This window comes from Proteus sp. FME41 (assembly GCF_014897315.1).
GTDB lineage: Bacteria > Pseudomonadota > Gammaproteobacteria > Enterobacterales > Enterobacteriaceae > Proteus.
This window is the reverse complement of sequence record NZ_JABUYL010000011.1, coordinates 21,350-41,674: the sequence shown is the minus strand read 5'-3', so window position 1 is coordinate 41,674 and position 20,325 is coordinate 21,350. Positions and strand designations below refer to the sequence as shown.

Here is a 20,325-nt window from a genome sequence, read left to right as displayed (position 1 = left end):
AGATAATGTTACCACCATGTAACATCTCTCATAAATTTGAGTAAATAACATCGTTGTTGAAAATAAATAATAATTAGGGGCATTACAGATATGGATAAACCCGCTCAAGTCGGTTTATTACAACAGCCTAAACCATTCTTTATGATTTTCTTTGTAGAATTGTGGGAACGTTTTGGTTACTACGGCGTACAGGGTATTCTTGCCGTTTATTTTGTTAGTAAACTCGGATTCTCTCAAGAACAAGCTTTCATTACTTTTGGTGCATTCTCTGCACTGGTTTATGGGCTTATTTCTATTGGTGGTTATGTTGGTGACCACTTATTAGGAACAAAACGAACTATTGTTTTGGGTGCAATAGTCTTGGCTATCGGTTATTTCATGACGGGTATGTCAATTATGTACCCTAATTTAATTTTCTATGCATTAGGGACTATCGCAGTAGGTAACGGTTTATTTAAAGCTAACCCTGCAAGCTTATTAGCAAAATGCTATCCCCCTAAAGATCCCCGTCTTGATGGTGCCTTTACATTATTTTATATGTCGATCAATGTCGGCTCATTAATTTCATTATCTATTGCACCAGTGCTTGCCGATCATTATGGATATGGCCTAACTTATAATATTTGTGGTATTGGTTTAATTATTGCCTTATTAGTGTATTTCTTCTGCCGTAAAATGGTTGCAAATATTGGTTCTGAACCCGACCATTTACCGATAAATTACAACAAATTATTCTTAGTCATTGCGGGCTCTGTCGCAATGGTATTTGCTTGTGCATGGCTACTGCATAATGTGATGATTGCTAATATTGTTTTAGTTAGCTTATCCATCATTGTTGTCTTTATTTATTTTCGTGAAGCCTTTAAGCAAAAAGACAGAGTTGCACGTAATAAAATGTATGTTGCATTTGTTCTGATGTTAGAAGCCGTTATTTTCTACATCCTGTATGCACAAATGCCAACCTCGCTGAACTTCTTTGCTATACATAACGTTCATCATAATTTATTGGGCTTTGATATTCACCCTGTTAGTTTCCAAGCACTAAATCCATTCTGGATTATTGTTGCTAGCCCAATCTTAGCTATCGCATATAGCCGTTTAGGCGCGAAAGGTAAAGACTTCTCAATGCCAGCGAAGTTTACCGCAGGTATGCTTTTGTGCTCATTAGGATTCCTTACAGCGGCCGCATCTGGCATGTGGTTTGCCGATGCTCAAGGATTAACATCACCTTGGTTTATTGTTCTGGTTTATTTATTTCAGAGCTTAGGTGAGTTGATGATCAGTGCGCTAGGCTTAGCAATGGTCGCAGCTTTCGTACCGCAATATATGATGGGCTTTATTCTAGGTATGTGGTTCTTAACTCAGGCAACGGCTTATCTATTGGGAGGCTATGTTGCAACCTTCACTGCGGCGCCTGAAGGTATTACCGATCCACTGCAAACCTTACCTATTTATACAGATGTATTTGGTAAAATTGGGATAGCGACCTTAATTGTGGGGCTGGTTATGTGGGCAACTGTACCGTTACTTAACCGAATGATAAAAGAAGAAAGTCGCGGCGCTAAAGTCGCAGGATAATCTTTCAAGTATTACTTTGTTTAATTTTAAGCGCCTATTCATTTTTTATATAGGCGCTTTTATTATGGGTGTAATAATTCTATTCATTCCCTATTTACCAGACACAAAAAACCCGCCAAATAAGCGGGTTTAATTTCATATCAAAGAAAGAATGAATTACAGAACATCAATTGCATTCAGTTCTTTAAATGCTTGTTCTAAACGAACAACCATTGATGATTGTGAATGACGTAACCAGTTACGTGGATCGTAGTATTTCTTATTAGGTTTATCAGCACCTTCTGGATTACCTAATTGGCCTTGCAAATAACCTTCGTTCTTTTTGTAGAACTGTAAGATACCATCCCAAGTTGCCCACTGAGTATCTGTATCGATATTCATTTTGATAACACCATAACCTACCGCTTCTTTGATTTCTTCAGCAGAAGAACCTGAACCGCCGTGGAAAACGAAATCTAAGCTATTGTGTGGCAGATTGAATTTTTCTGATACATAGTCTTGTGAGTTACGCAGAATTTTTGGCGTTAATTGAACATTACCGGGTTTATAAACACCATGCACGTTACCAAATGATGCTGCGATAGTGAAACGAGGGCTAACAGCATTCAGTTTTTCGTATGCGTATGCAACGTCTTCTGGTTGAGTATAAAGTGCAGAACTGTCCATACCCGTGTTATCAACACCGTCTTCTTCACCACCAGTACAGCCTAGTTCGATTTCTAACGTCATATCGATTTTAGCCATACGTGCTAAATATTTAGCACAGATTTCAATATTTTCTTCTAATGATTCTTCAGATAAGTCAATCATGTGAGAAGAGAACAGTGGTTTACCTGTTTTAGCATAGTGTTTTTCACCCGCATCTAACAGACCATCAATCCATGGTAATAATTTTTTAGCACAATGGTCGGTATGCAAAATAACCGGAACACCATAGTGTTCAGCCATTTGATGCACATGATTAGCACCAGAAATTGCGCCTAAAATAGCAGCCTGCTGTGGTACATCAGATTTAAGACCTTTACCTGCGATAAATGCAGCACCGCCGTTAGAGAACTGTACAATAACAGGAGAACGAACTTTCGCAGCCGCTTCTAGCACAGCATTAATTGAGTCAGTACCTACACAGTTAACCGCAGGCAGAGCAAATTTATTTTCTTTTGCTACTGCAAAGACTTTTTGTACATCATCACCCGTGATGACACCTGGTTTCACGAAATCAAAAACTTTAGACATGTAATAAGATCCTATATTTAGAACAGGTAGAAAATAACTTTCTACCTGTATGAGCTGGCTTAATTACTGTTTAGCGCGTTCTTCTAACATTGCAACAGCAGGAAGTTTTTTGCCTTCAACGAATTCTAAGAAAGCACCACCACCAGTTGAAATGTAAGAGATTTTGTCTGCGATATCAAATAAATCAATAGCTGCCAGCGTATCACCACCACCCGCGATAGAGAATGCATCGCTATCAGCAATTGCTTTAGCAATGATTTCAGTACCTTTACGGAAGTTAGGGAATTCAAACACACCGACTGGACCATTCCACAGGATAGTTTTCGCACTTTTCAAAATTTCAGCTAAGCGTTCAGCCGTTACATCACCGATATCCAACACTTGTTCATCATCTTTGATGTCACTTGCTGATTTCAATACAGCGTCTGCTGTTTCAGAGAATTCGGTCGCAACACGAACATCACTAGGTACTGGAATATCGCATTTTTCCATCAGTTTTTTAGCATCATCAACAAGGTCAGCTTCATATAAAGAGCGCCCTACTGGATGGCCTTCTGCTGCAATAAAGGTATTTGCGATACCACCACCAACGATTAATTGGTCAGCGATTTTTGATAAAGAATCTAATACAGTCAATTTAGTTGAAACTTTAGAACCACCAACAATTGCCACCATTGGACGTGCTGGTTTATCTAATGCTTTACCTAATGCTTCAAGTTCTGCTGATAACAGAGGACCTGCACAAGCAATTTGTGCAAATTTAGCGACACCATGTGTTGATGCTTGCGCACGGTGAGCCGTACCGAATGCATCCATTACAAATACATCACATAATGCAGCGTATTGTTTAGACAACGTTTCGTCGTCTTTCTTTTCGCCTTTGTTAAAACGAACGTTTTCAAGAACAACTAATTCGCCTGCATTAACTTCAACACCATTTAAATAGTCTTTAGCAAGACTTACTGGTGCTGATAATTTTTCTTTCAGATAGTCAACAACTGGTTTTAAAGAGAACTCTTCGTTGTACTCACCTTCAGTCGGACGGCCTAAGTGAGAAGTTACCATCACTTTAGCGCCTTGTTTTAACGCGGCTTCAATTGTAGGTAAAGAAGCACGAATACGCGCATCTGAAGTGACTTTACCCTCTTTAACTGGAACGTTCAGGTCAGCACGGATAAGAACTCGTTTACCCGCTAGGTCTAAATCGGTCATCTTAATTACAGACATGATGAATCCTCTCATTGATTCTCTAAAATTTAGTAATCTTCTGTTCAGTGCCTTGTATTTTTACGCGACACCGTCATTAAAACATGATTATTTAAAACCAGTTGCAGCCATTGCTAACGTAGTATCAAGCATTCTGTTAGCAAAGCCCCATTCATTATCACACCAGACTAAAGTTTTAATCAGGTGTTGCCCACTGACTCTTGTCTGTGTGCCATCAACGATAGCACTATGAGGGTCGTGGTTAAAATCAGTTGAGACTAATGGCAATTCTGTGTAATCCACTATACCACGAAATGCATCAGTTGCTGATTTTTGAATTAACCGATTGACATCTAACACATTTACAGCAGTTTTTACAGTGACACTTAAATCAATTGCCGTCACATTAATTGTAGGAACTCGTACAGAAATTGCCTCAAAATGATCTTTAAATTTCGGAAAAATTCGAGTAATTCCTGCAGCCAACTTAGTATCAACAGGAATGATAGATTGTCCTGCAGCACGAGTACGGCGTAAATCCTTATGATATGCATCAATCACGGGTTGATCGTTCATGGCTGCATGGATTGTTGTTACTGTTCCTGATTCTATATTAAACGCGTCATCCATCATTTTAATGATAGGAATAATACAATTTGTTGTACAAGATGCGTTTGAAACAATTAGGTGCTCTTTTTTAAGTTCGTGTTGATTCACACCAAAAACGACAGTTGCATCTAAATCAGTTGTACCAGGATGAGAAAAGAGTACTTTTTTTGCACCTTGTGCAATATGAGCTTCACCATCGGCACGAGAGCCATAAACACCACTACAATCAAGTACGACATCAATACCAAGTTCACCCCAAGGTAAATCAGTAATATCAGCGTGATGAAATAGACGAATAGTATCATCACCTACTTGCAATAAATCGTTATTAATTCGTACATCCCAAGCAAAACGTCCGTGACTGGAGTCATACTTGAGAAGATGCCCAATACCTTGTGCATCAGCCAATTCGTTTATTGCAACAACTGTTATTTCTGCTCGTTTACCTGATTCATAAAGCGCCCTTAACACATTACGCCCTATACGACCAAAACCGTTAATAGCGACTCTAATTGTCATGTGACTTCCTTGATAACTGGTGATTTGCAACCGCTTAGAATAATAGAGCAAGATACTAATCAACAACGATAAATCAAGTAATTCTAAGAATTGTGCTATCACCGACACTTTAGGTCTAACTGAAACGGTTCAGCTTACTGATAATCAGATTACGAGAAATGAGAGAAGATCGCAATAGTAAACAAAGATGGAAGGATAAAAAAAGAGCACATCTGAGAAATTATTCCCAAAAATGTGCTCTTGTTAACATTTATTGATTATTTAAGTAAAGATTTTGCCTGTGTAACCACATTTTCGACAGTAAAACCAAACTCTGCAAATAATTCATTTGCAGGAGCAGATTCACCGAAACTACGCATACCAACAATCGCACCATCAAGACCAACATATTTAAACCAGTAATCAGCGATACCTGCTTCAATTGCAACACGTGCTTTTACTGATGACGGTAATACGGCTTCACGGTAATCGGCATCTTGTTTATCAAATGCATCTGTTGCTGGCATTGAAACAACACGTACTTTACGGCCTTCAGCAGTCAGTTGATCATAAGCGCTAACCGCTAATTCAACTTCGGATCCTGTGGCGATAAAGATTAACTCTGGTGTGCCCGCACAATCTTTCAGGATGTAGCCACCCTTCTCAACGTTTGCCAGTTGCTCAGGAGTACGTGGTTGTTGTGCAAGATTTTGACGAGAGAAAATCAGTGCTGTTGGGCCATCTTTACGATCAATTGCATATTTCCATGCAATCGCTGACTCAACTTGGTCGCATGGGCGCCATGTGCTCACGTTTGGTGTTACACGCAGGCTTGCCATTTGCTCAACAGGTTGGTGAGTTGGACCATCTTCACCCAGACCGATAGAATCATGAGTATAAACAAAGATACTGCGGATCTTCATCAGTGCTGCCATACGTATGGCATTACGTGCATATTCCATAAACATCAGGAATGTTGCGCCGTAAGGAACAAAACCACCATGTAATGCAATACCGTTCATGATGGCAGACATACCGAATTCACGCACACCATAATGGATGTAGTTACCCGCTTTATCTTCGTTCAGTGCTTTAGAACCAGACCATAGAGTCAGGTTACTTGGTGCTAAGTCAGCAGACCCTCCCATAAATTCAGGTAATACTTTACCGAATGCTTCTAATGCATTTTGAGACGCTTTACGGCTCGCAATACTTGAAGGGTTTTGTTGCAGATTTTCAATAAATGCTTTGGAATCTTTTTCCCAGTTTGCAGGTAATTCACCAGAAACACGGCGTTTAAATTCTGCTGCTAACTCAGGGAACTGTGCTGCATAGGCTGCAAATTTGGCATCCCATGTTGCTTCTTTTGCTTTACCTGCTTCTTTGGCATCCCACTCTTTGTAAATTTCTTGTGGAATTTCAAATGCGCCATATTCCCAGCCTAATGCTTTACGGGTTTCAGCGATTTCTGCATCACCTAATGGTGAACCATGAGAATCAGCTGTACCTGCTTTATGAGGAGAACCGAAACCGATCGTTGTTTTACAAATCAGCAGTGAAGGTTTATCTGTGATTTGTTTAGCGGCTTCAATAGCAGCTTTAATGCTTGCAGCATCGTGACCATCGATACCACTGATGACATGCCAGCCGTAAGCGTCGAAACGTTCTGCTGTATTATCAGTAAACCAACCATGCACTTGACCATCAATAGAAATACCATTGTCATCATAAAATGCAATCAGTTTGCCCAGTTGTAATGTTCCCGCTAAAGAACATACTTCATGAGAGATACCTTCCATCATACAACCATCACCCATAAAGGCGTAGGTGTAGTGGTCAACAATGTCGTGACCAGGACGGTTAAATTGAGCGGCTAATGTACGTTCTGCAATTGCAAAACCCACAGCGTTTGCAATACCTTGACCTAAAGGACCCGTTGTTGTTTCAACACCTGGGGTATAGCCATATTCAGGGTGACCCGGTGTTTTAGAATGTAATTGACGAAAGTTTTTCAGATCATCTAAAGAAACTTGATAACCAGACAAGTGCAGTAAGCTGTAAATCAGCATTGAAGCATGACCATTAGATAAAACGAAACGGTCACGATCAGCCCAGTTAGGATTAGTCGGGTTATGATTTAAAAAATCACGCCATAATACTTCTGCAATATCAGCCATACCCATAGGGGCGCCAGGGTGTCCTGATTTCGCTTTTTGCACAGCATCCATACTTAAAAAACGGATCGCATTAGCAAGGGTTTTACGAGTGGTCATTTTCTACTCCAAGTCGGATAAAAAGCATCTAGATAGCTGATTCTCTCAATGCGGACAAAAAACCGCAATATAAAAAATCCACAAAGGTGGATATCGTAATAAGCTCGAACCAATAATTCTTTGATTTGCACAGCATTTTTTACGTTTAAAGCGGAAAATAACATTACATCACCACATTGTTGCGCAACAAAAAGAAGAAAAGACAATAATTTGCGCAATCGAGAAGCGAGCTATTAAACCTTAGCTTGATATGACTAATCAAGATAAAATTTCATTGCTGAATTATCCATCAAATCAAATAAATACCGTGTCTGTTTTTATTATAGCCTAATAATTAACTGAATTTATTAGTAATAAGCAGAATTATACAAGTATAAAAAAGGAAATAAGAAGATAATTGACTAATTAGATAATAAAAACCTTATTTATATTATATATAGATAAAAGTAAAATTAAGTAGCCTAACGATTAAATCACCACTAATTTCTTTTTATAAAAACCTATCGGAAAATGACCTTGGTAGTAAATCTGAATGATATTTTCCCAGTTGTCACCATAATTGAAATACTTTTCAGTAAGATACTGCCTAAATGCGAAACATATCGCATTTCTTGCTGCAATTTTAAAGTTATGTGCATTGTATTGAAATTGACTATCTGACACCGGAAATTTTTTTAGGCTCTCTATCACCGCTTTACTGACAAGTAATCGCATCTCAACCAAATCTTTGGGGTATTCTTGCTTTATATAGAAAGGGTCATCTTGTGTGGGAGAAGTGGGCAACCATTCGACATTTAAAGACGATTCAAAACAAGCTTGGATACTTTGAAAAGAGATAATTTTCTTATCATCAATGCTCACCTTCCCCATATTAGAAAAGAAAGGTGTAATGCTGATTTTTTGTTGGATTTCGTTAAAAAAGCTCATAGCTAATAGACTCAATTATTTCTACGTTAATTCTGTTTGCTTTCAACAAATTTCATATTCACCAAAAGAGAGTGTAACTTCTTCTTCCACATGAGGATTGAGGGCAACAACTCTAGCAAAATATTTCATTCTTATTCTGGCCCATCCCACTTTAGTTGATCTTTTAAATGCTCGGGTACAATCTCAAATAGGCGCTTAATATTTTCCTTATGTACATTATAATTATCACAAATTCTTTCACTGGCATTATGTGACTGCTCCCAGCCGTAAATGAACAGTCCAACTTTATGGGGTCACTTCAATTGGGCGAGGGTTTACGGCGGATTTTGCTAAATTTTGATTTTTCAATATCGATAAGGTCTAAAAATTTATCAATAAAACACATATAAAAAATGAGTTCTTCTCCTTCACAACTCACAATACACTCATATTCTTTTATTTCATGGATAAATTCTTTTTTTAATATATTAATCATTCTTTTAGAAAAAACAGGAATACTTATATTGAGAGGAAGATAATCTGCTGAACGTAAATGTTCTAATTTAATTTCTTCTTGTGCTTTACCATAATGCTTTGTGTATTGAAGAAATTTATTATCGCCATCGTTGAGTATAAAATATGAAAACAACCGATTTTTCGTGTCTTTTACATCAATGAGTGCACCTTGAGTGTGTGCAATAAAACCAAATTTATATAATGCCATTATTACTCCCAATGGTCAGAACCAACGCCCCATAGGTGAGTTTTCTCTCAGGTTTTTATCAATCAATTCTGACGTAATGATATTTTGTTTAATAACAGGAAGCATGATTTCATCTAGAATTTCGCAATCAATATGACAACCGGTATTATGAAATATAAGGTTTAGAGCCTCATCAACTAATGCGTGTTCACCATGTTCTTTCATTTCAAGGATAAACTGAACAATGGCTTGTTTTATTTCTTTATTTTTACTGTATTCGGCTTGTTCAGTTTCAAATTCTTGATAATAAAAATGGTCGAGCATTTTAGATAGCATACTTAAACGTAAATAAAATTCCGTGTTCATAAATTAATCCTAAATATCCCTAAGACTATGATTTGATACCGTGCTGGTTGCCTTTCACCAATAGCAAATAAACCAAGCAACTGTACCTTCTCTTTTTTTGATTTTTGGATATCATACATTACCGATAATCCATCATAGTTATAGTGCATTCCTAAATTTAAAGTCAGTCCTTTAACCTTATTTATTACCTGCTGTTTTACATCTTCATCTAGGCTGTTTAAGTCTCTTAATTGCGTTACGCTAACTAACATATCTTCATCATAATAAGGGCATTGAATAAGATGATTTAACTGATAAAAATCATCTTCAAAACCATCATAAACTAGCTCTTTTTTCTTTATATTTTTCATCTTATTAATATTTAATTTCATGCCAAAACGAGGTTGTTTGAGAGGAAGTTAGTTTGATAACGCTATCTGACGAAATATCGGTTAAAAACAGAGTAGCAACTGCACTAAAAAAAATAAAAAAATTAGCAGCTATATGTTCAAAACTGTCCATGGTTGACTCACTCGTCATCGCAAAAATTGCGCCTGTCTGTGTGTTTAACAAAATGGTGTAAGGATCTGACAAGGCAATCACAATCAAACTATCAGGTCGTTTATCTCCAATCCACCACTGAGTAAACTCATTCGGGCTATTTAGCATGAAAAGTCTTTCAAGATAATCTTCACCACAGCCAAAACTGAGATTAAATAATGAGAAATTATCTAAATTATAGAGAGAGATAAAAGAGGTAAAATCATCAGGAAAGGAAAGCGTTAACGTTTGTTCTAATAAATCTAAATCAGTAAGTGGTATCGTTCTTTTAGCAAGAATTAAATCATTAAAACCTTCTCCCAAAGGGGAAAATTTATTTTCTAGTTGCCTTTCGATTTCATCAAGCGTTAATAGCATGATTATTTCCATCTAAGTTGATTTTTAAACCGCTTAATCACCATTATATTCGCCAATATAGTGTAAATTATTATAGGTTTGATTACCGCTCTCTTTGATAACAAGTTCAGGATCTTGATACCAAAATATGGCATTGGCATTTTTAATACCTAACGCTTCACACTTGGCCTTAATTGACGATATTTCACTTTCATCAACAGCAGCATCTACCAAAACGTCATCAAGCGTAACATTGTTATCAAAACGAGGAATAACACCAATAAAATCTTCGTCGTACCACACTATGCCCAGATCTTTGCAGAATCCACAGACTCTATAATTAGGAGAGTCAATTCCGTCTTCCTCAGAATAGTCTAACTCAAAATAATGCCTATATTCTTCTTCCGAAGAGAAGTTACTGCCAATCCATAAATGTACTTTATTTTCCATATTGATTACCCTGCAAAATACCGTTGCATATGACATTAATATCATTAATAAATTCTAAGATAGTGATATCAAATATTGAAAGCAAGAAATAATGGCTTAGAAAAATAAGGAGAGAGAAAATGGTTTGAGGCTATAAACGCAAAAACCCCAGCATAAATGCTGGGGTTTGGAATGTTGGCGGAACGGACGGGACTCGAACCCGCGACCCCCTGCGTGACAGGCAGGTATTCTAACCAACTGAACTACCGCTCCGCGTATCCTTTCGGACGAGGTGAATATTACGAATCTCTTGCCTTGCCGTCAACTGTTTTTCTAACAAAAAGATGCATTTGGATAATTTTTAATCTCAAGTTGCCCTTTATGCTTTTTTTATATTCAAACAATCTCATCATTTGATGCGGGGCGCCATAAACAATGCCCACCTTTCTTCTCAACTAAATCTAATCGAGATTCATGTTCAATTAATTCTTCTGCGGTAGCCTTGATGACCTTTAAGCCTGAAACAGGGCGTTCAATACGCTGAATATCATCACCTTCTTGCTCATTGGTTGTTTCGCCTTCCATTGAAAATGCTAATGCCGTTTGTCCCCCAGTCATTGCCAAGTAGACATCAGAAAGTATTTCGGCATCCAATAACGCGCCGTGAAGAGTACGCTTAGAGTTATCTATTAAGTATCTATCACATAAGGCATCGAGATTATTTCGCTTACCTGGGAACAACGCCCTTGCCATTGCAAGGCTATCTGTGATTTGGCAAAAGGTTTCTGTCGGTGGGATATCACGATTAAGTTTTCTAAACTCATAATCCATAAAGCCTATATCAAACGATGCATTATGGATAATCAACTCTGCACCACGAATATACTCTAAAAATTCATCAGCAATATCGGCAAATGAGGGGCAATCTTCTAGAAATTCGTCGCTAATACCATGAACACCAAACGCTTCAGGATCAACTAATCTTTCCGGTTTAACATAAACATGGAAATTTCGCCCTGTTAATCGACGATTGATGACCTCTACGGCACCAATTTCAATAATATTATGGCCTTCATAATGAACGCCCAGCTTGTTCATACCGGTTGTTTCGGTATCAAGTACAATTTGTCGTGTGATTGGAGTGCTCATAATCCGTTTTTATGTCAGACTTAGGGTTAGTTTTTCGTATTAATCAAAAAGGATAAGTCGCCTTTATGCACAAACAGGTAGAAATATTCACCGATGGTTCATGCTTAGGCAACCCGGGTCCAGGAGGTTATGGCGCTATTTTACGCTATCAACAACATGAAAAAACGCTCAGTGAAGGCTTTTTTATGACCACCAATAACCGGATGGAACTTCTTGCCGCTATCGTAGCATTAGAAACGTTAAAATTCCCTTGTAAAATTACACTGACAACCGATAGCCAATATGTCAGACAAGGTATCACACAATGGATCCACAGTTGGAAAAAACGCCAATGGCGTAAAGCAGACAAAAGCCCCGTGCTTAATGTCGATTTGTGGAAACGCCTTGATAATGCCATTACTCACCATGAAATTGAATGGCATTGGGTTAAAGGACATGCGGGTCATGATGAGAATGAACGTTGTGATGAACTCGCCAAAGCAGCGGCGCAGTCACCCACTCAAGAAGATACTGGCTATATTGAAAGTCAGAAAGATAAAGTTACTGACTAGCGAATATAACACTTAACCTGATTATTCTGGGTGGTTACGTGTAACACCTAAAACTCGGCCTTTGACACTCATTCGTGGTAATGCGAATTTCATGGCAGTGGGTGTTAAAGGAAACGTTCTTTTACGTGCAATGATTAAATTTAAACAGCCACCAATATGATAGCGGCTACCATCACGTTTTATTGGTCTGGAAAATGGCATAATATGAAAATTCTGTTGTGTCATCACTTCGTAATTCAGCACACTAAGCCAATCGATTTGGCGTCGAAGTGAAAACATACGACTTGAGTAAGGCTGTTTTTGTCGCAAAATGGGTGTGCATTTTCCAAGGCCCAATAAACTTATTGGGCTGAAGCTTGTTAATATTATCCAGCCATCATCAATTAAAACACGATCGGCCTCTCGTAATAGCCAATGGGGATCTGCACTATAATCAAGCACATGAGCCATAAGGCAAACATCTACTGATTTGTTTTCAAAGGGCAAGTGATCTAAAGATGCAACAACATCCGCATTTATTGCATTAGCGGTCACATTGACTTGATGTGACACGACACTTAATTTGGTATCCAATTCGGCACTGAGTTGACCGAGTTTAAGTAAATGAAAGCCATATATTTTCGGCCACCAATTTTGTAAACGCAGTTCAATTGCCATGCGATAATATTCTCCCCAAGGAATATCTCGCCAAGAATCTGGCATCATCATTGGTTTTACCGAACGCGCTGCTTTCATCGTTTAACCCTTTATATTTATAAGTAAGGTAACTTATATGGAGCTTATCAGAATTCCTGCTTTATCCGATAACTACATTTGGCTGTTGAGTAATGAAAATAGTGAATGTGTGATTGTTGATCCTTCACAAGCAGGGCCTGTTATTGAAATGCTCTCACAACGATCACTCACTCCTATCGCAATTCTATTAACTCACCATCATGACGATCATGTTGGTGGTGTTGCTGAACTTGTCAAAAAATATCCTAACATTGACGTTTTTGGCCCACAAGAAACACAAAATAAAGGGGCTGAAAATATTATTCATAATCAAGAGCGCATCATTATTGGCTCTTTCACTTTTAACGTGATTGGCACACCGGGCCATACATTGGGTCATGTTGCTTATTATTGCGAGCCATATTTATTTTGTGGCGATACACTTTTTTCTGGTGGATGTGGCCGTTTATTTGAAGGTACAGCACAACAGATGTTTAGTTCATTACAAAGATTAAGTGCATTACCCGATAACACCTTAATTTGCTGTGCTCATGAATACACCCTTTCAAATATGGCCTTTGCACATCATATCATGCCAGAAAATGCACTTATTACCGATTATTTAGCCCAAGTTAGTGAAATGCGTAAGAAATTACAACCTACAGTGCCGATAACACTGAAAAACGAAAAGAATATTAATCTTTTTCTAAAATCTGACGATATTGATTTACAAAGGATTTTAGGTATAACCACTAACACTTATGCTCCAATTAAGACATTTACAAAATTAAGAGAATTAAAAGACAACTTTTAATTTCTATTGGTTGTTTTATGTTGGCACACTAAGTATTATTTGGTTCAAAAACACACAGGATGAATTTTCTATTATGAAGACAAAAGCGATTTTGTTCTCCATATTGCTATTGGCGGGTTGCCAGCAATCTGAGAACATCAAACCCAATTTGTCTGCGATAACACCAACGTCAACGAAAGGGACTTCAACTTCTTATCAACCTCAATATGATGTAAAAACCAACTTATGGGGTTATGTAGTAAGTGAATTAAAAATGGATCTCCCTGAGAATGAAAGGATCTCGCAGCAAGAGTTATACTTTTTAAATAATCCAAAACATATACAAAGCGTTGCTTCTCGCGCTGAACCTTATATGTATTCGATTATTGATGAAATTGAAAAACGTGATTTACCGATGGAACTCGCTTTAGTTCCTGTGGTTGAAAGTGCATTTAATCCCCACGTTACCTCTTCTGCAAATGCTGCAGGTTTATGGCAATTTGTGCCAATAACAGGTAATTACTATGGTTTGGCACAAAACCAATGGTATGACGGACGCCGTGATGTGATGGCATCAACCAACGCCGCACTTGATTTACTTGAACGTCTTTATGTAATGTTTGATAGTGATTGGGCACTTGCCCTTGCTGCTTATAACGCGGGCGAAGGCCGTGTTATGCAAGCAATAAAGGCAAATGAAAGTAAAAACCTACCAACAGACTATTGGTCACTCTCTTTACCTAAAGAAACCATGAATTATGTGCCTAAAATTCTAGCATTGAGTAAAGTTATCCGTGAGAATGAAGAAACCATAACGTTTCCTAAAAGTAACTATCGCGATAAAGCGCTAGCTTCAATTGATGTCGGTGAGCAAATCACATTAAACAAAGTTGCCGAATTAAGTCAGCTATCAATTAATACCGTAAAAGATTATAACCCTGGCTATAAACGTGGCATAACCGCACCGAATGGTCCACACGTTATCATGTTGCCTCGTAATAAACTTGATCAATTCCGTAATGCTTTTGAAGATGAAGCGGTGTTAGAAACCATTCGCTTAGCCGTTGCCAAAGCAAATCAATCGATTAAGCAAGAAGGTATCTATAAAGTTCGTTCAGGGGATTCTTTTTATGCTATTGCTCATCGCTATAATATGAGTATAAAAGACTTACAACGTATTAACGGATTGAATGCAAAAAGTACACTGCTAGTTGGGCAGACACTAAAAATTCATAATGCTGGCAGTATCAGTAATAGTACTACTACAAAACCAACAAAACCGTCTCCGAGTTATTATAAAGTTCGGCAGGGTGACTCTTATTACAGCATTGCACGTCGTCATGGTATTAACCTTAAATTATTAATGAGCTGGAACTCAGACATTAAAATGTTAAAACCAGGAACACAACTTACGCTTTACACAAAATAGTTAACCTTGTTTTCTATTTTGATTTAAAAGCCATCAAATGTTATGACATATTTTGTCTTAATATTGATGGCTTTTTACGTTCTATCAAAAATTGTATATTACTTCTCTTACTGTTCTATTCCTTTCTCTTGTTATATCTGTGAGAACGACGCTATTTATTCCAATAATAGGCAATAAAAAAGCGCCTGATATTCACTATCAAGCGCTCTCTATTTATCTCTACACGATAAATTTAGCGTATTAAGTTACAGCCAGAAGAACCACGCAAACAGAGAGATAACTAAGATACAGACGAGGTTAAGTACACCACCCACTCGTACCATTTCTATCTGTTTGATATAACCCGAGCCAAAGACAATCGCATTTGGTGGTGTCGCTACAGGTAACATAAATGCACATGATGCACCGATACCGATAATCATTGTTAATGCCATTACTGGCATACCTAATGCTTGGGCAACCGTTGCAAAGATTGGCACTAATAATGCCGCACTCGCAGTATTACTTGTAAATTCTGTCAGGACGATGATAAAGGTAGTTACCGCAAGGATAATCACAAACCAGTGGCTTTCACCAAAGGTCTCTTTCATCAAATCAGCCATAACCAGACTCGCACCAGAAGTTTGTAAAATTGCGCTGAGTGTTAAACCACCACCAAACAGCATTAATACGCCCCACTCTGTGTTTTCTTGGATTTGGCTCCAACTTGCCACACCAGTTACACCAATAACGATGGCTGCACTCACTGCAATGATGGTATCGAGATCTTTTACACCACCAAAAGCACTGCTGATGAAAGAGCTGAAGATCCAGCAAAATACTGTTGCTAAGAAGATAACCATGGTAATAACACGTTTGTTATTCCACTCTAATACTTCTAATTTCAGGTCAAACTTATGTTTTAAGTTAGGACGTAGCATGAGATACATAACAATAAACATGATAGGTAATAATACCAACATGATTGGAATACCGTATTTCATCCACGTAATAAAATCTAAGTTTAATTGGGCTGCTGCAATCGCATTAGGTGGACTCCCAACTAATGTTCCTAAGCCACCGATACTGGCACTATAAGCAACACCTAATAATACGAAAACAAAAGTGTTACGTTCTGAACGAATATCTAAGTTAGATAAAATACCTAACACTAATGGTAACATCATTGCGGCGGTTGCCGTGTTGCTGATCCACATTGATAATAATGCAGTGACACCAAATAGCAGCAATACTGCAATTGAGAGTTTACCTTTGGCTATCATCAATAAACGATTAGCAATTAAGCGGTCTAGCCCTTGGATATGCAGTGCTGTCGCTAAAGCAAATCCACCAAAGAATAAGAAAATAATGGGATTAGCAAATGATTTTAATGACTCATTTGTATTCATTAGCCCCATGACTACGGCTAATATAGGGATAAATAATGCCGTGATCGTAACGTGAATAGCTTCAGTCAGCCATAGCACCCCCACAAACACCATTAAGGCTAAACCTGCATTGGCTTTAGGATCATAAGGTAAAAACTCTAACAGTAGCAGTAGAACAACCACATCTATTGCTAGAATAATTAACCCTCGTTTATTTATCGGGCTTGATTTTGCCGATGGGGCTAAATTAGACGCGTCCATGATAATACTCCACATTAGCTGATATGAACATTAGGTTCATCAGGCCATAATTGTTAACAAAATAGGCTATATGTGAAATATAAAAACATTTCTGACTATTGAAAATGCGCAAAGCTGATAATTGGGATCTCATCCACGAGAATTAATCGATTTATTAATAAAAGAGCAATAATTGAACACTATTTTCTCTTACTGGTCACACTTTTTTAAAACTATTAAGGCTAAATATTCTGTTTTTCTTATAAAGAAAACTAAAAAAAGAGGAGAACACAAGGTTCTCCTCTTCGGTATTAATAAGATTTTTTAATCAAAAGTACAAGCTTATGCTTGACCTTTAACTTCTTTCAGACCGTTGAAAGGTGCTTTATTACCTAATGCTTCTTCGATACGGATCAGTTGGTTATATTTAGCAACACGGTCAGAACGGCTCATAGAACCTGTTTTGATTTGGCCTGCAGCTGTACCAACGGCTAAGTCAGCGATAGTAGCATCTTCAGTTTCACCAGAACGGTGAGAGATTACAGCTGTATAGCCAGCATCTTTCGCCATTTTGATTGCTGCTAAGGTTTCTGTCAGTGAACCGATTTGGTTGAATTTGATCAGAATTGAGTTAACGATACCTTTATCGATACCTTCTTTCAGGATCTTAGTGTTAGTTACAAACAGGTCGTCACCAACCAGTTGGATTTTGTCACCAAGAACTTTAGTTTGGTATGCGAAACCATCCCAGTCAGATTCGTTTAAACCATCTTCGATAGAAACGATTGGATATTGTTTAGTCAGTTCTTCTAAGTAATGAGTGAACTCTTGTGAAGTGAAGGTTTTGCCTTCGCCTTTCAGTTCGTAGTTACCTGTCTCATTGTTGTAGAACTCAGAAGCTGCACAGTCCATAGCCAGAGTAATGTCTTTACCTAAAACATAACCTGCATTTTCAACAGCTTCTTTGATAACTGCTAATGCAGCAGCATTAGATTCTAAGTTTGGTGCATAACCACCTTCATCACCCACTGCTGTATTCATGCCTTTAGATTTCAGCACTTTCGCTAAGTGATGGAAAACTTCTGAACCCATGCGTACAGCTTCTTTCAGAGAAGGAGCACCAACAGGTTGGATCATGAATTCTTGGATATCAACGTTGTTATCTGCATGCTCACCACCATTGATGATGTTCATCATTGGCAGAGGCATAGAGTATTGACCATGAGTACCATTCAGATCAGAAATGTGCTCGTACAAAGGCATACCTTTTGCAGCCGCAGCTGCTTTTGCGCTTGCTAAAGAAACCGCAAGGATTGCGTTTGCACCAAAGTTTGATTTGTTTTCAGTACCATCTAAATCGATCATGATTTTATCGATGTTAGCTTGGTCTTTTGCATCTTGGCCAAGGATCGCTTTAGCGATTGGACCATTAACAGCAGAAACCGCTTTCAGAACACCTTTACCTAAGAAACGTGATTTATCACCATCACGTAATTCTAAAGCTTCACGAGAACCTGTTGATGCGCCTGATGGAGCCGCCGCCATACCAACAAAACCACCTTCTAAGTGAACTTCTGCTTCAACCGTTGGGTTGCCACGAGAATCAATAATTTCACGACCAAGTACTTTAACGATTTTGGACATTCGGTTTTCCTCTGTACAAGTTAAATTTCCGAGAAGAGATACCCTATCTCTTCTCATATATCCTATTTCAGCAAGCCTTTTTGGTTATCAAAGGCTGCTTTCACAAAGCCAGCAAATAACGGATGGCCGTCACGCGGCGTTGAGGTAAACTCTGGGTGGAATTGACAAGCAACAAACCAAGGATGGTTTGGATTTTCAATAATTTCCACCAGTTTGTTATCTACTGAACGACCTGCGACACGTAAACCCGCGTCTTCGATACGTTTTAATAGTAGATTATTCACTTCATAACGGTGACGATGGCGTTCTGTAATGGTATTTTTGCCATACAACGTACGTACTAAGCTATCACCACTTAAATGGCAAGGCTGAGCACCAAGGCGCATCGTGCCACCTAAATCACTGTCATCTGAGCGTACTTCAATGTTGCCGTCTTCATCGCGCCATTCTGTAATTAATGCGATGACAGGATATTTACAATCTGGTGCAAATTCAGTGGAGTTTGCACCTTCCATACCCGCAACATTACGTGCAAATTCAATCATAGCAACCTGCATACCTAAGCAAATACCTAAGTAAGGGATTTTATTTTCACGTGCATATTGAGCAGACATAATTTTGCCCTCAACACCACGCTCACCAAAACCACCTGGTACTAAGATTGCATCTAACCCTTTAAGTATTTCTACACCACGGGTTTCAACATCTTGTGAGTCAATTAATTTGATATTTACCGCGACACGGCTTTTGAAACCGCCATGTTTTAATGCTTCAATCACTGATTTATAGGCATCGGGTAATTCAACATATTTACCCACCATACCAATGGTCACTTCGCCTTCAGGATTTGCTTCTTCGTAAATAACTTGTTCCCATTCAGCAAGATTTGCAATTGGGCAATCTAAGCTGAATCGTTTACAGATATAATCATCTAATCCCTGAGATTTCAATAGTGCAGGGATTTTATAAATAGAATCGACATCTTTTAGTGAAATAACCGCTTTCTCTGGCACGTTACAGAACAGCGCAATTTTCGCACGTTCATTTGCAGGAATAACGCGGTCTGAACGGCAAATCAACGCATCAGGTTGAATCCCGATTGACAGTAATTCTTTTACAGAATGCTGGGTAGGTTTCGTTTTCACTTCACCAGAAGCCGCTAAATAAGGCACCAAGGTTAAATGCAGATAGAATGTGTGCTCACGGCCCACTTCTGCTGCCATTTGGCGAATTGCTTCTAAGAAAGGTAAAGATTCGATATCACCAACGGTTCCGCCGACTTCAACTAAAACGACATCATGGCCTTCACCGCCACGGATGATGCGTTCTTTGATTTCATTAGTGATATGAGGAATAACTTGAATAGTTGCCCCAAGATAGTCACCACGACGCTCTTTACGTAATACTTCAGAGTACACGCGACCTGCCGTGAAGTTATTACGGCGTGTCATTCTAGTGCGAATAAAGCGCTCATAGTGCCCTAAGTCGAGATCAGTTTCAGCACCATCGTCAGTGACGAAGACTTCCCCGTGCTGAATTGGGCTCATGGTACCTGGATCGACGTTGATATACGGATCCAACTTCATCATGGTGACATTGAGTCCACGGGCTTCGAGTATAGCCGCCAAAGAGGCTGCGGCAATGCCTTTACCCAGAGAGGATACGACCCCGCCGGTCACAAAAATATAATTCGTTTTCATGCTGAACCTGAAAGTTTAGGTGTATTAGGATGATGGATATAACTGGACGGGAACACAG

General features: G+C 38.5%; 19 protein-coding genes and 1 tRNA gene. 4 read left to right on the top strand and 16 right to left on the bottom strand.

The features are described 5' to 3' along the window. Window positions 1-90 precede the first annotated feature (90 nt). Window positions 91-1,578, top strand: a complete 1,488-nt coding sequence (gene dtpB / locus INT04_RS11460) for a dipeptide/tripeptide permease DtpB (RefSeq protein WP_193016266.1) — start codon at window positions 91-93, stop codon at window positions 1,576-1,578. Window positions 1,579-1,734: 156 nt separating this feature from the next. Here dtpB and fbaA read toward each other — a convergent pair whose 3' ends face one another. The 12 genes from fbaA to dnaQ all read right to left on the bottom strand — a co-directional run bounded on the left by fbaA (window position 1,735) and on the right by dnaQ (window position 11,829). Further along, window positions 1,735-2,814 carry a class II fructose-bisphosphate aldolase gene (fbaA, locus tag INT04_RS11455; RefSeq protein WP_193016265.1) on the bottom strand — a complete coding sequence of 360 codons (1,080 nt, stop codon included), beginning with the start codon at window positions 2,812-2,814 and terminating at the stop codon, window positions 1,735-1,737. Between the two features lie 63 nt (window positions 2,815-2,877). Then, a complete protein-coding gene (gene pgk / locus INT04_RS11450; protein ID WP_193016264.1) occupies window positions 2,878-4,041 on the bottom strand; it encodes a phosphoglycerate kinase in 1,164 nt (387 codons plus the stop codon). An 87-nt stretch (window positions 4,042-4,128) separates the two neighbouring features. Further along, complete coding sequence (gene epd, locus INT04_RS11445) at window positions 4,129-5,148, bottom strand: erythrose-4-phosphate dehydrogenase (RefSeq protein WP_193016263.1); 1,020 nt, start codon at window positions 5,146-5,148, stop codon at window positions 4,129-4,131. A gap of 257 nt (window positions 5,149-5,405) precedes the next feature. Beyond that, window positions 5,406-7,400 (bottom strand): transketolase, encoded by a 1,995-nt coding sequence (gene tkt, locus INT04_RS11440; RefSeq protein ID WP_193016262.1) that lies wholly within the window; start codon window positions 7,398-7,400, stop codon window positions 5,406-5,408. A gap of 468 nt (window positions 7,401-7,868) precedes the next feature. After that, window positions 7,869-8,327, bottom strand: coding sequence for a hypothetical protein (locus tag INT04_RS11435; RefSeq protein WP_193016261.1), 459 nt, complete (start codon window positions 8,325-8,327; stop codon window positions 7,869-7,871). Between the two features lie 298 nt (window positions 8,328-8,625). Further along, entirely contained in the window at window positions 8,626-9,030 is a 405-nt protein-coding gene (locus tag INT04_RS11430; RefSeq protein ID WP_193016260.1) for a hypothetical protein, read from the bottom strand. A gap of 15 nt (window positions 9,031-9,045) precedes the next feature. After that, window positions 9,046-9,375 (bottom strand): hypothetical protein, encoded by a 330-nt coding sequence (locus INT04_RS11425; RefSeq protein ID WP_193016259.1) that lies wholly within the window; start codon window positions 9,373-9,375, stop codon window positions 9,046-9,048. Beyond that, window positions 9,372-9,746, bottom strand: coding sequence for a hypothetical protein (locus INT04_RS11420; RefSeq protein WP_193016258.1), 375 nt, complete (start codon window positions 9,744-9,746; stop codon window positions 9,372-9,374). The genes INT04_RS11425 and INT04_RS11420 overlap by 4 nt, the downstream gene beginning before the upstream one ends. Beyond that, the gene (locus tag INT04_RS11415; protein ID WP_193016257.1) at window positions 9,730-10,272 is read right to left on the bottom strand and encodes a nuclease; all 543 of its coding nucleotides are present in this window, start codon (window positions 10,270-10,272) and stop codon (window positions 9,730-9,732) included. Before INT04_RS11415 ends, INT04_RS11420 begins: the two co-directional genes overlap by 17 nt. Before the next feature lie 33 nt (window positions 10,273-10,305). Beyond that, the gene (locus INT04_RS11410; RefSeq protein ID WP_193016256.1) at window positions 10,306-10,701 is read right to left on the bottom strand and encodes an immunity 22 family protein; all 396 of its coding nucleotides are present in this window, start codon (window positions 10,699-10,701) and stop codon (window positions 10,306-10,308) included. 175 nt (window positions 10,702-10,876) lie between these two features. Continuing rightward, window positions 10,877-10,953, bottom strand: a tRNA-Asp gene (locus INT04_RS11405). 123 nt (window positions 10,954-11,076) lie between these two features. Then, window positions 11,077-11,829, bottom strand: a complete 753-nt coding sequence (gene dnaQ, locus INT04_RS11400; protein ID WP_193016255.1) for a DNA polymerase III subunit epsilon — start codon at window positions 11,827-11,829, stop codon at window positions 11,077-11,079. Between the two features lie 65 nt (window positions 11,830-11,894). On the opposite strand from dnaQ, the gene rnhA reads away from it, so the two are divergent. After that, window positions 11,895-12,380: a ribonuclease HI gene (gene rnhA / locus INT04_RS11395; RefSeq protein WP_193016254.1), complete on the top strand. Its 486-nt coding sequence runs from the start codon at window positions 11,895-11,897 to the stop codon at window positions 12,378-12,380. A gap of 21 nt (window positions 12,381-12,401) precedes the next feature. Here rnhA and INT04_RS11390 read toward each other — a convergent pair whose 3' ends face one another. Then, on the bottom strand, window positions 12,402-13,115 hold the full coding sequence (locus INT04_RS11390; RefSeq protein ID WP_193016253.1) for a class I SAM-dependent methyltransferase: 714 nt from the start codon (window positions 13,113-13,115) through the stop codon (window positions 12,402-12,404). 37 nt (window positions 13,116-13,152) lie between these two features. Between INT04_RS11390 and gloB the strand changes: the two genes are divergently transcribed. Further along, complete coding sequence (gene gloB / locus INT04_RS11385; protein WP_193016252.1) at window positions 13,153-13,908, top strand: hydroxyacylglutathione hydrolase; 756 nt, start codon at window positions 13,153-13,155, stop codon at window positions 13,906-13,908. A gap of 73 nt (window positions 13,909-13,981) precedes the next feature. Beyond that, window positions 13,982-15,316 carry a murein transglycosylase D gene (gene mltD, locus INT04_RS11380; RefSeq protein ID WP_193016251.1) on the top strand — a complete coding sequence of 445 codons (1,335 nt, stop codon included), beginning with the start codon at window positions 13,982-13,984 and terminating at the stop codon, window positions 15,314-15,316. 245 nt (window positions 15,317-15,561) lie between these two features. On the opposite strand, the gene INT04_RS11375 is transcribed toward mltD, so the two are convergent. From INT04_RS11375 to pyrG, 3 genes are all read right to left on the bottom strand, one after another. Next, complete coding sequence (locus tag INT04_RS11375; protein WP_193016250.1) at window positions 15,562-16,944, bottom strand: SLC13 family permease; 1,383 nt, start codon at window positions 16,942-16,944, stop codon at window positions 15,562-15,564. Between the two features lie 321 nt (window positions 16,945-17,265). Then, window positions 17,266-18,567 carry a phosphopyruvate hydratase gene (eno, locus tag INT04_RS11370; protein ID WP_193016249.1) on the bottom strand — a complete coding sequence of 434 codons (1,302 nt, stop codon included), beginning with the start codon at window positions 18,565-18,567 and terminating at the stop codon, window positions 17,266-17,268. A 62-nt stretch (window positions 18,568-18,629) separates the two neighbouring features. Further along, window positions 18,630-20,267 (bottom strand): glutamine hydrolyzing CTP synthase, encoded by a 1,638-nt coding sequence (pyrG, locus tag INT04_RS11365; RefSeq protein ID WP_193016248.1) that lies wholly within the window; start codon window positions 20,265-20,267, stop codon window positions 18,630-18,632. Between the last annotated feature and the right edge of the window lie 58 nt (window positions 20,268-20,325).

Coding starts and splice junctions, on each gene's coding strand:
- dtpB (WP_193016266.1), top strand. CDS start 91: ATGGATAAACCCGCTCAAGTCGGTTTATTACAACAGCCTAAACCATTC.
- fbaA (WP_193016265.1), bottom strand. CDS start 2,814: ATGTCTAAAGTTTTTGATTTCGTGAAACCAGGTGTCATCACGGGTGAT.
- pgk (WP_193016264.1), bottom strand. CDS start 4,041: ATGTCTGTAATTAAGATGACCGATTTAGACCTAGCGGGTAAACGAGTT.
- epd (WP_193016263.1), bottom strand. CDS start 5,148: ATGACAATTAGAGTCGCTATTAACGGTTTTGGTCGTATAGGGCGTAAT.
- tkt (WP_193016262.1), bottom strand. CDS start 7,400: ATGACCACTCGTAAAACCCTTGCTAATGCGATCCGTTTTTTAAGTATG.
- INT04_RS11435 (WP_193016261.1), bottom strand. CDS start 8,327: ATGAGCTTTTTTAACGAAATCCAACAAAAAATCAGCATTACACCTTTC.
- INT04_RS11430 (WP_193016260.1), bottom strand. CDS start 9,030: ATGGCATTATATAAATTTGGTTTTATTGCACACACTCAAGGTGCACTC.
- INT04_RS11425 (WP_193016259.1), bottom strand. CDS start 9,375: ATGAACACGGAATTTTATTTACGTTTAAGTATGCTATCTAAAATGCTC.
- INT04_RS11420 (WP_193016258.1), bottom strand. CDS start 9,746: ATGAAATTAAATATTAATAAGATGAAAAATATAAAGAAAAAAGAGCTA.
- INT04_RS11415 (WP_193016257.1), bottom strand. CDS start 10,272: ATGCTATTAACGCTTGATGAAATCGAAAGGCAACTAGAAAATAAATTT.
- INT04_RS11410 (WP_193016256.1), bottom strand. CDS start 10,701: ATGGAAAATAAAGTACATTTATGGATTGGCAGTAACTTCTCTTCGGAA.
- dnaQ (WP_193016255.1), bottom strand. CDS start 11,829: ATGAGCACTCCAATCACACGACAAATTGTACTTGATACCGAAACAACC.
- rnhA (WP_193016254.1), top strand. CDS start 11,895: ATGCACAAACAGGTAGAAATATTCACCGATGGTTCATGCTTAGGCAAC.
- INT04_RS11390 (WP_193016253.1), bottom strand. CDS start 13,115: ATGAAAGCAGCGCGTTCGGTAAAACCAATGATGATGCCAGATTCTTGG.
- gloB (WP_193016252.1), top strand. CDS start 13,153: ATGGAGCTTATCAGAATTCCTGCTTTATCCGATAACTACATTTGGCTG.
- mltD (WP_193016251.1), top strand. CDS start 13,982: ATGAAGACAAAAGCGATTTTGTTCTCCATATTGCTATTGGCGGGTTGC.
- INT04_RS11375 (WP_193016250.1), bottom strand. CDS start 16,944: ATGGACGCGTCTAATTTAGCCCCATCGGCAAAATCAAGCCCGATAAAT.
- eno (WP_193016249.1), bottom strand. CDS start 18,567: ATGTCCAAAATCGTTAAAGTACTTGGTCGTGAAATTATTGATTCTCGT.
- pyrG (WP_193016248.1), bottom strand. CDS start 20,267: ATGAAAACGAATTATATTTTTGTGACCGGCGGGGTCGTATCCTCTCTG.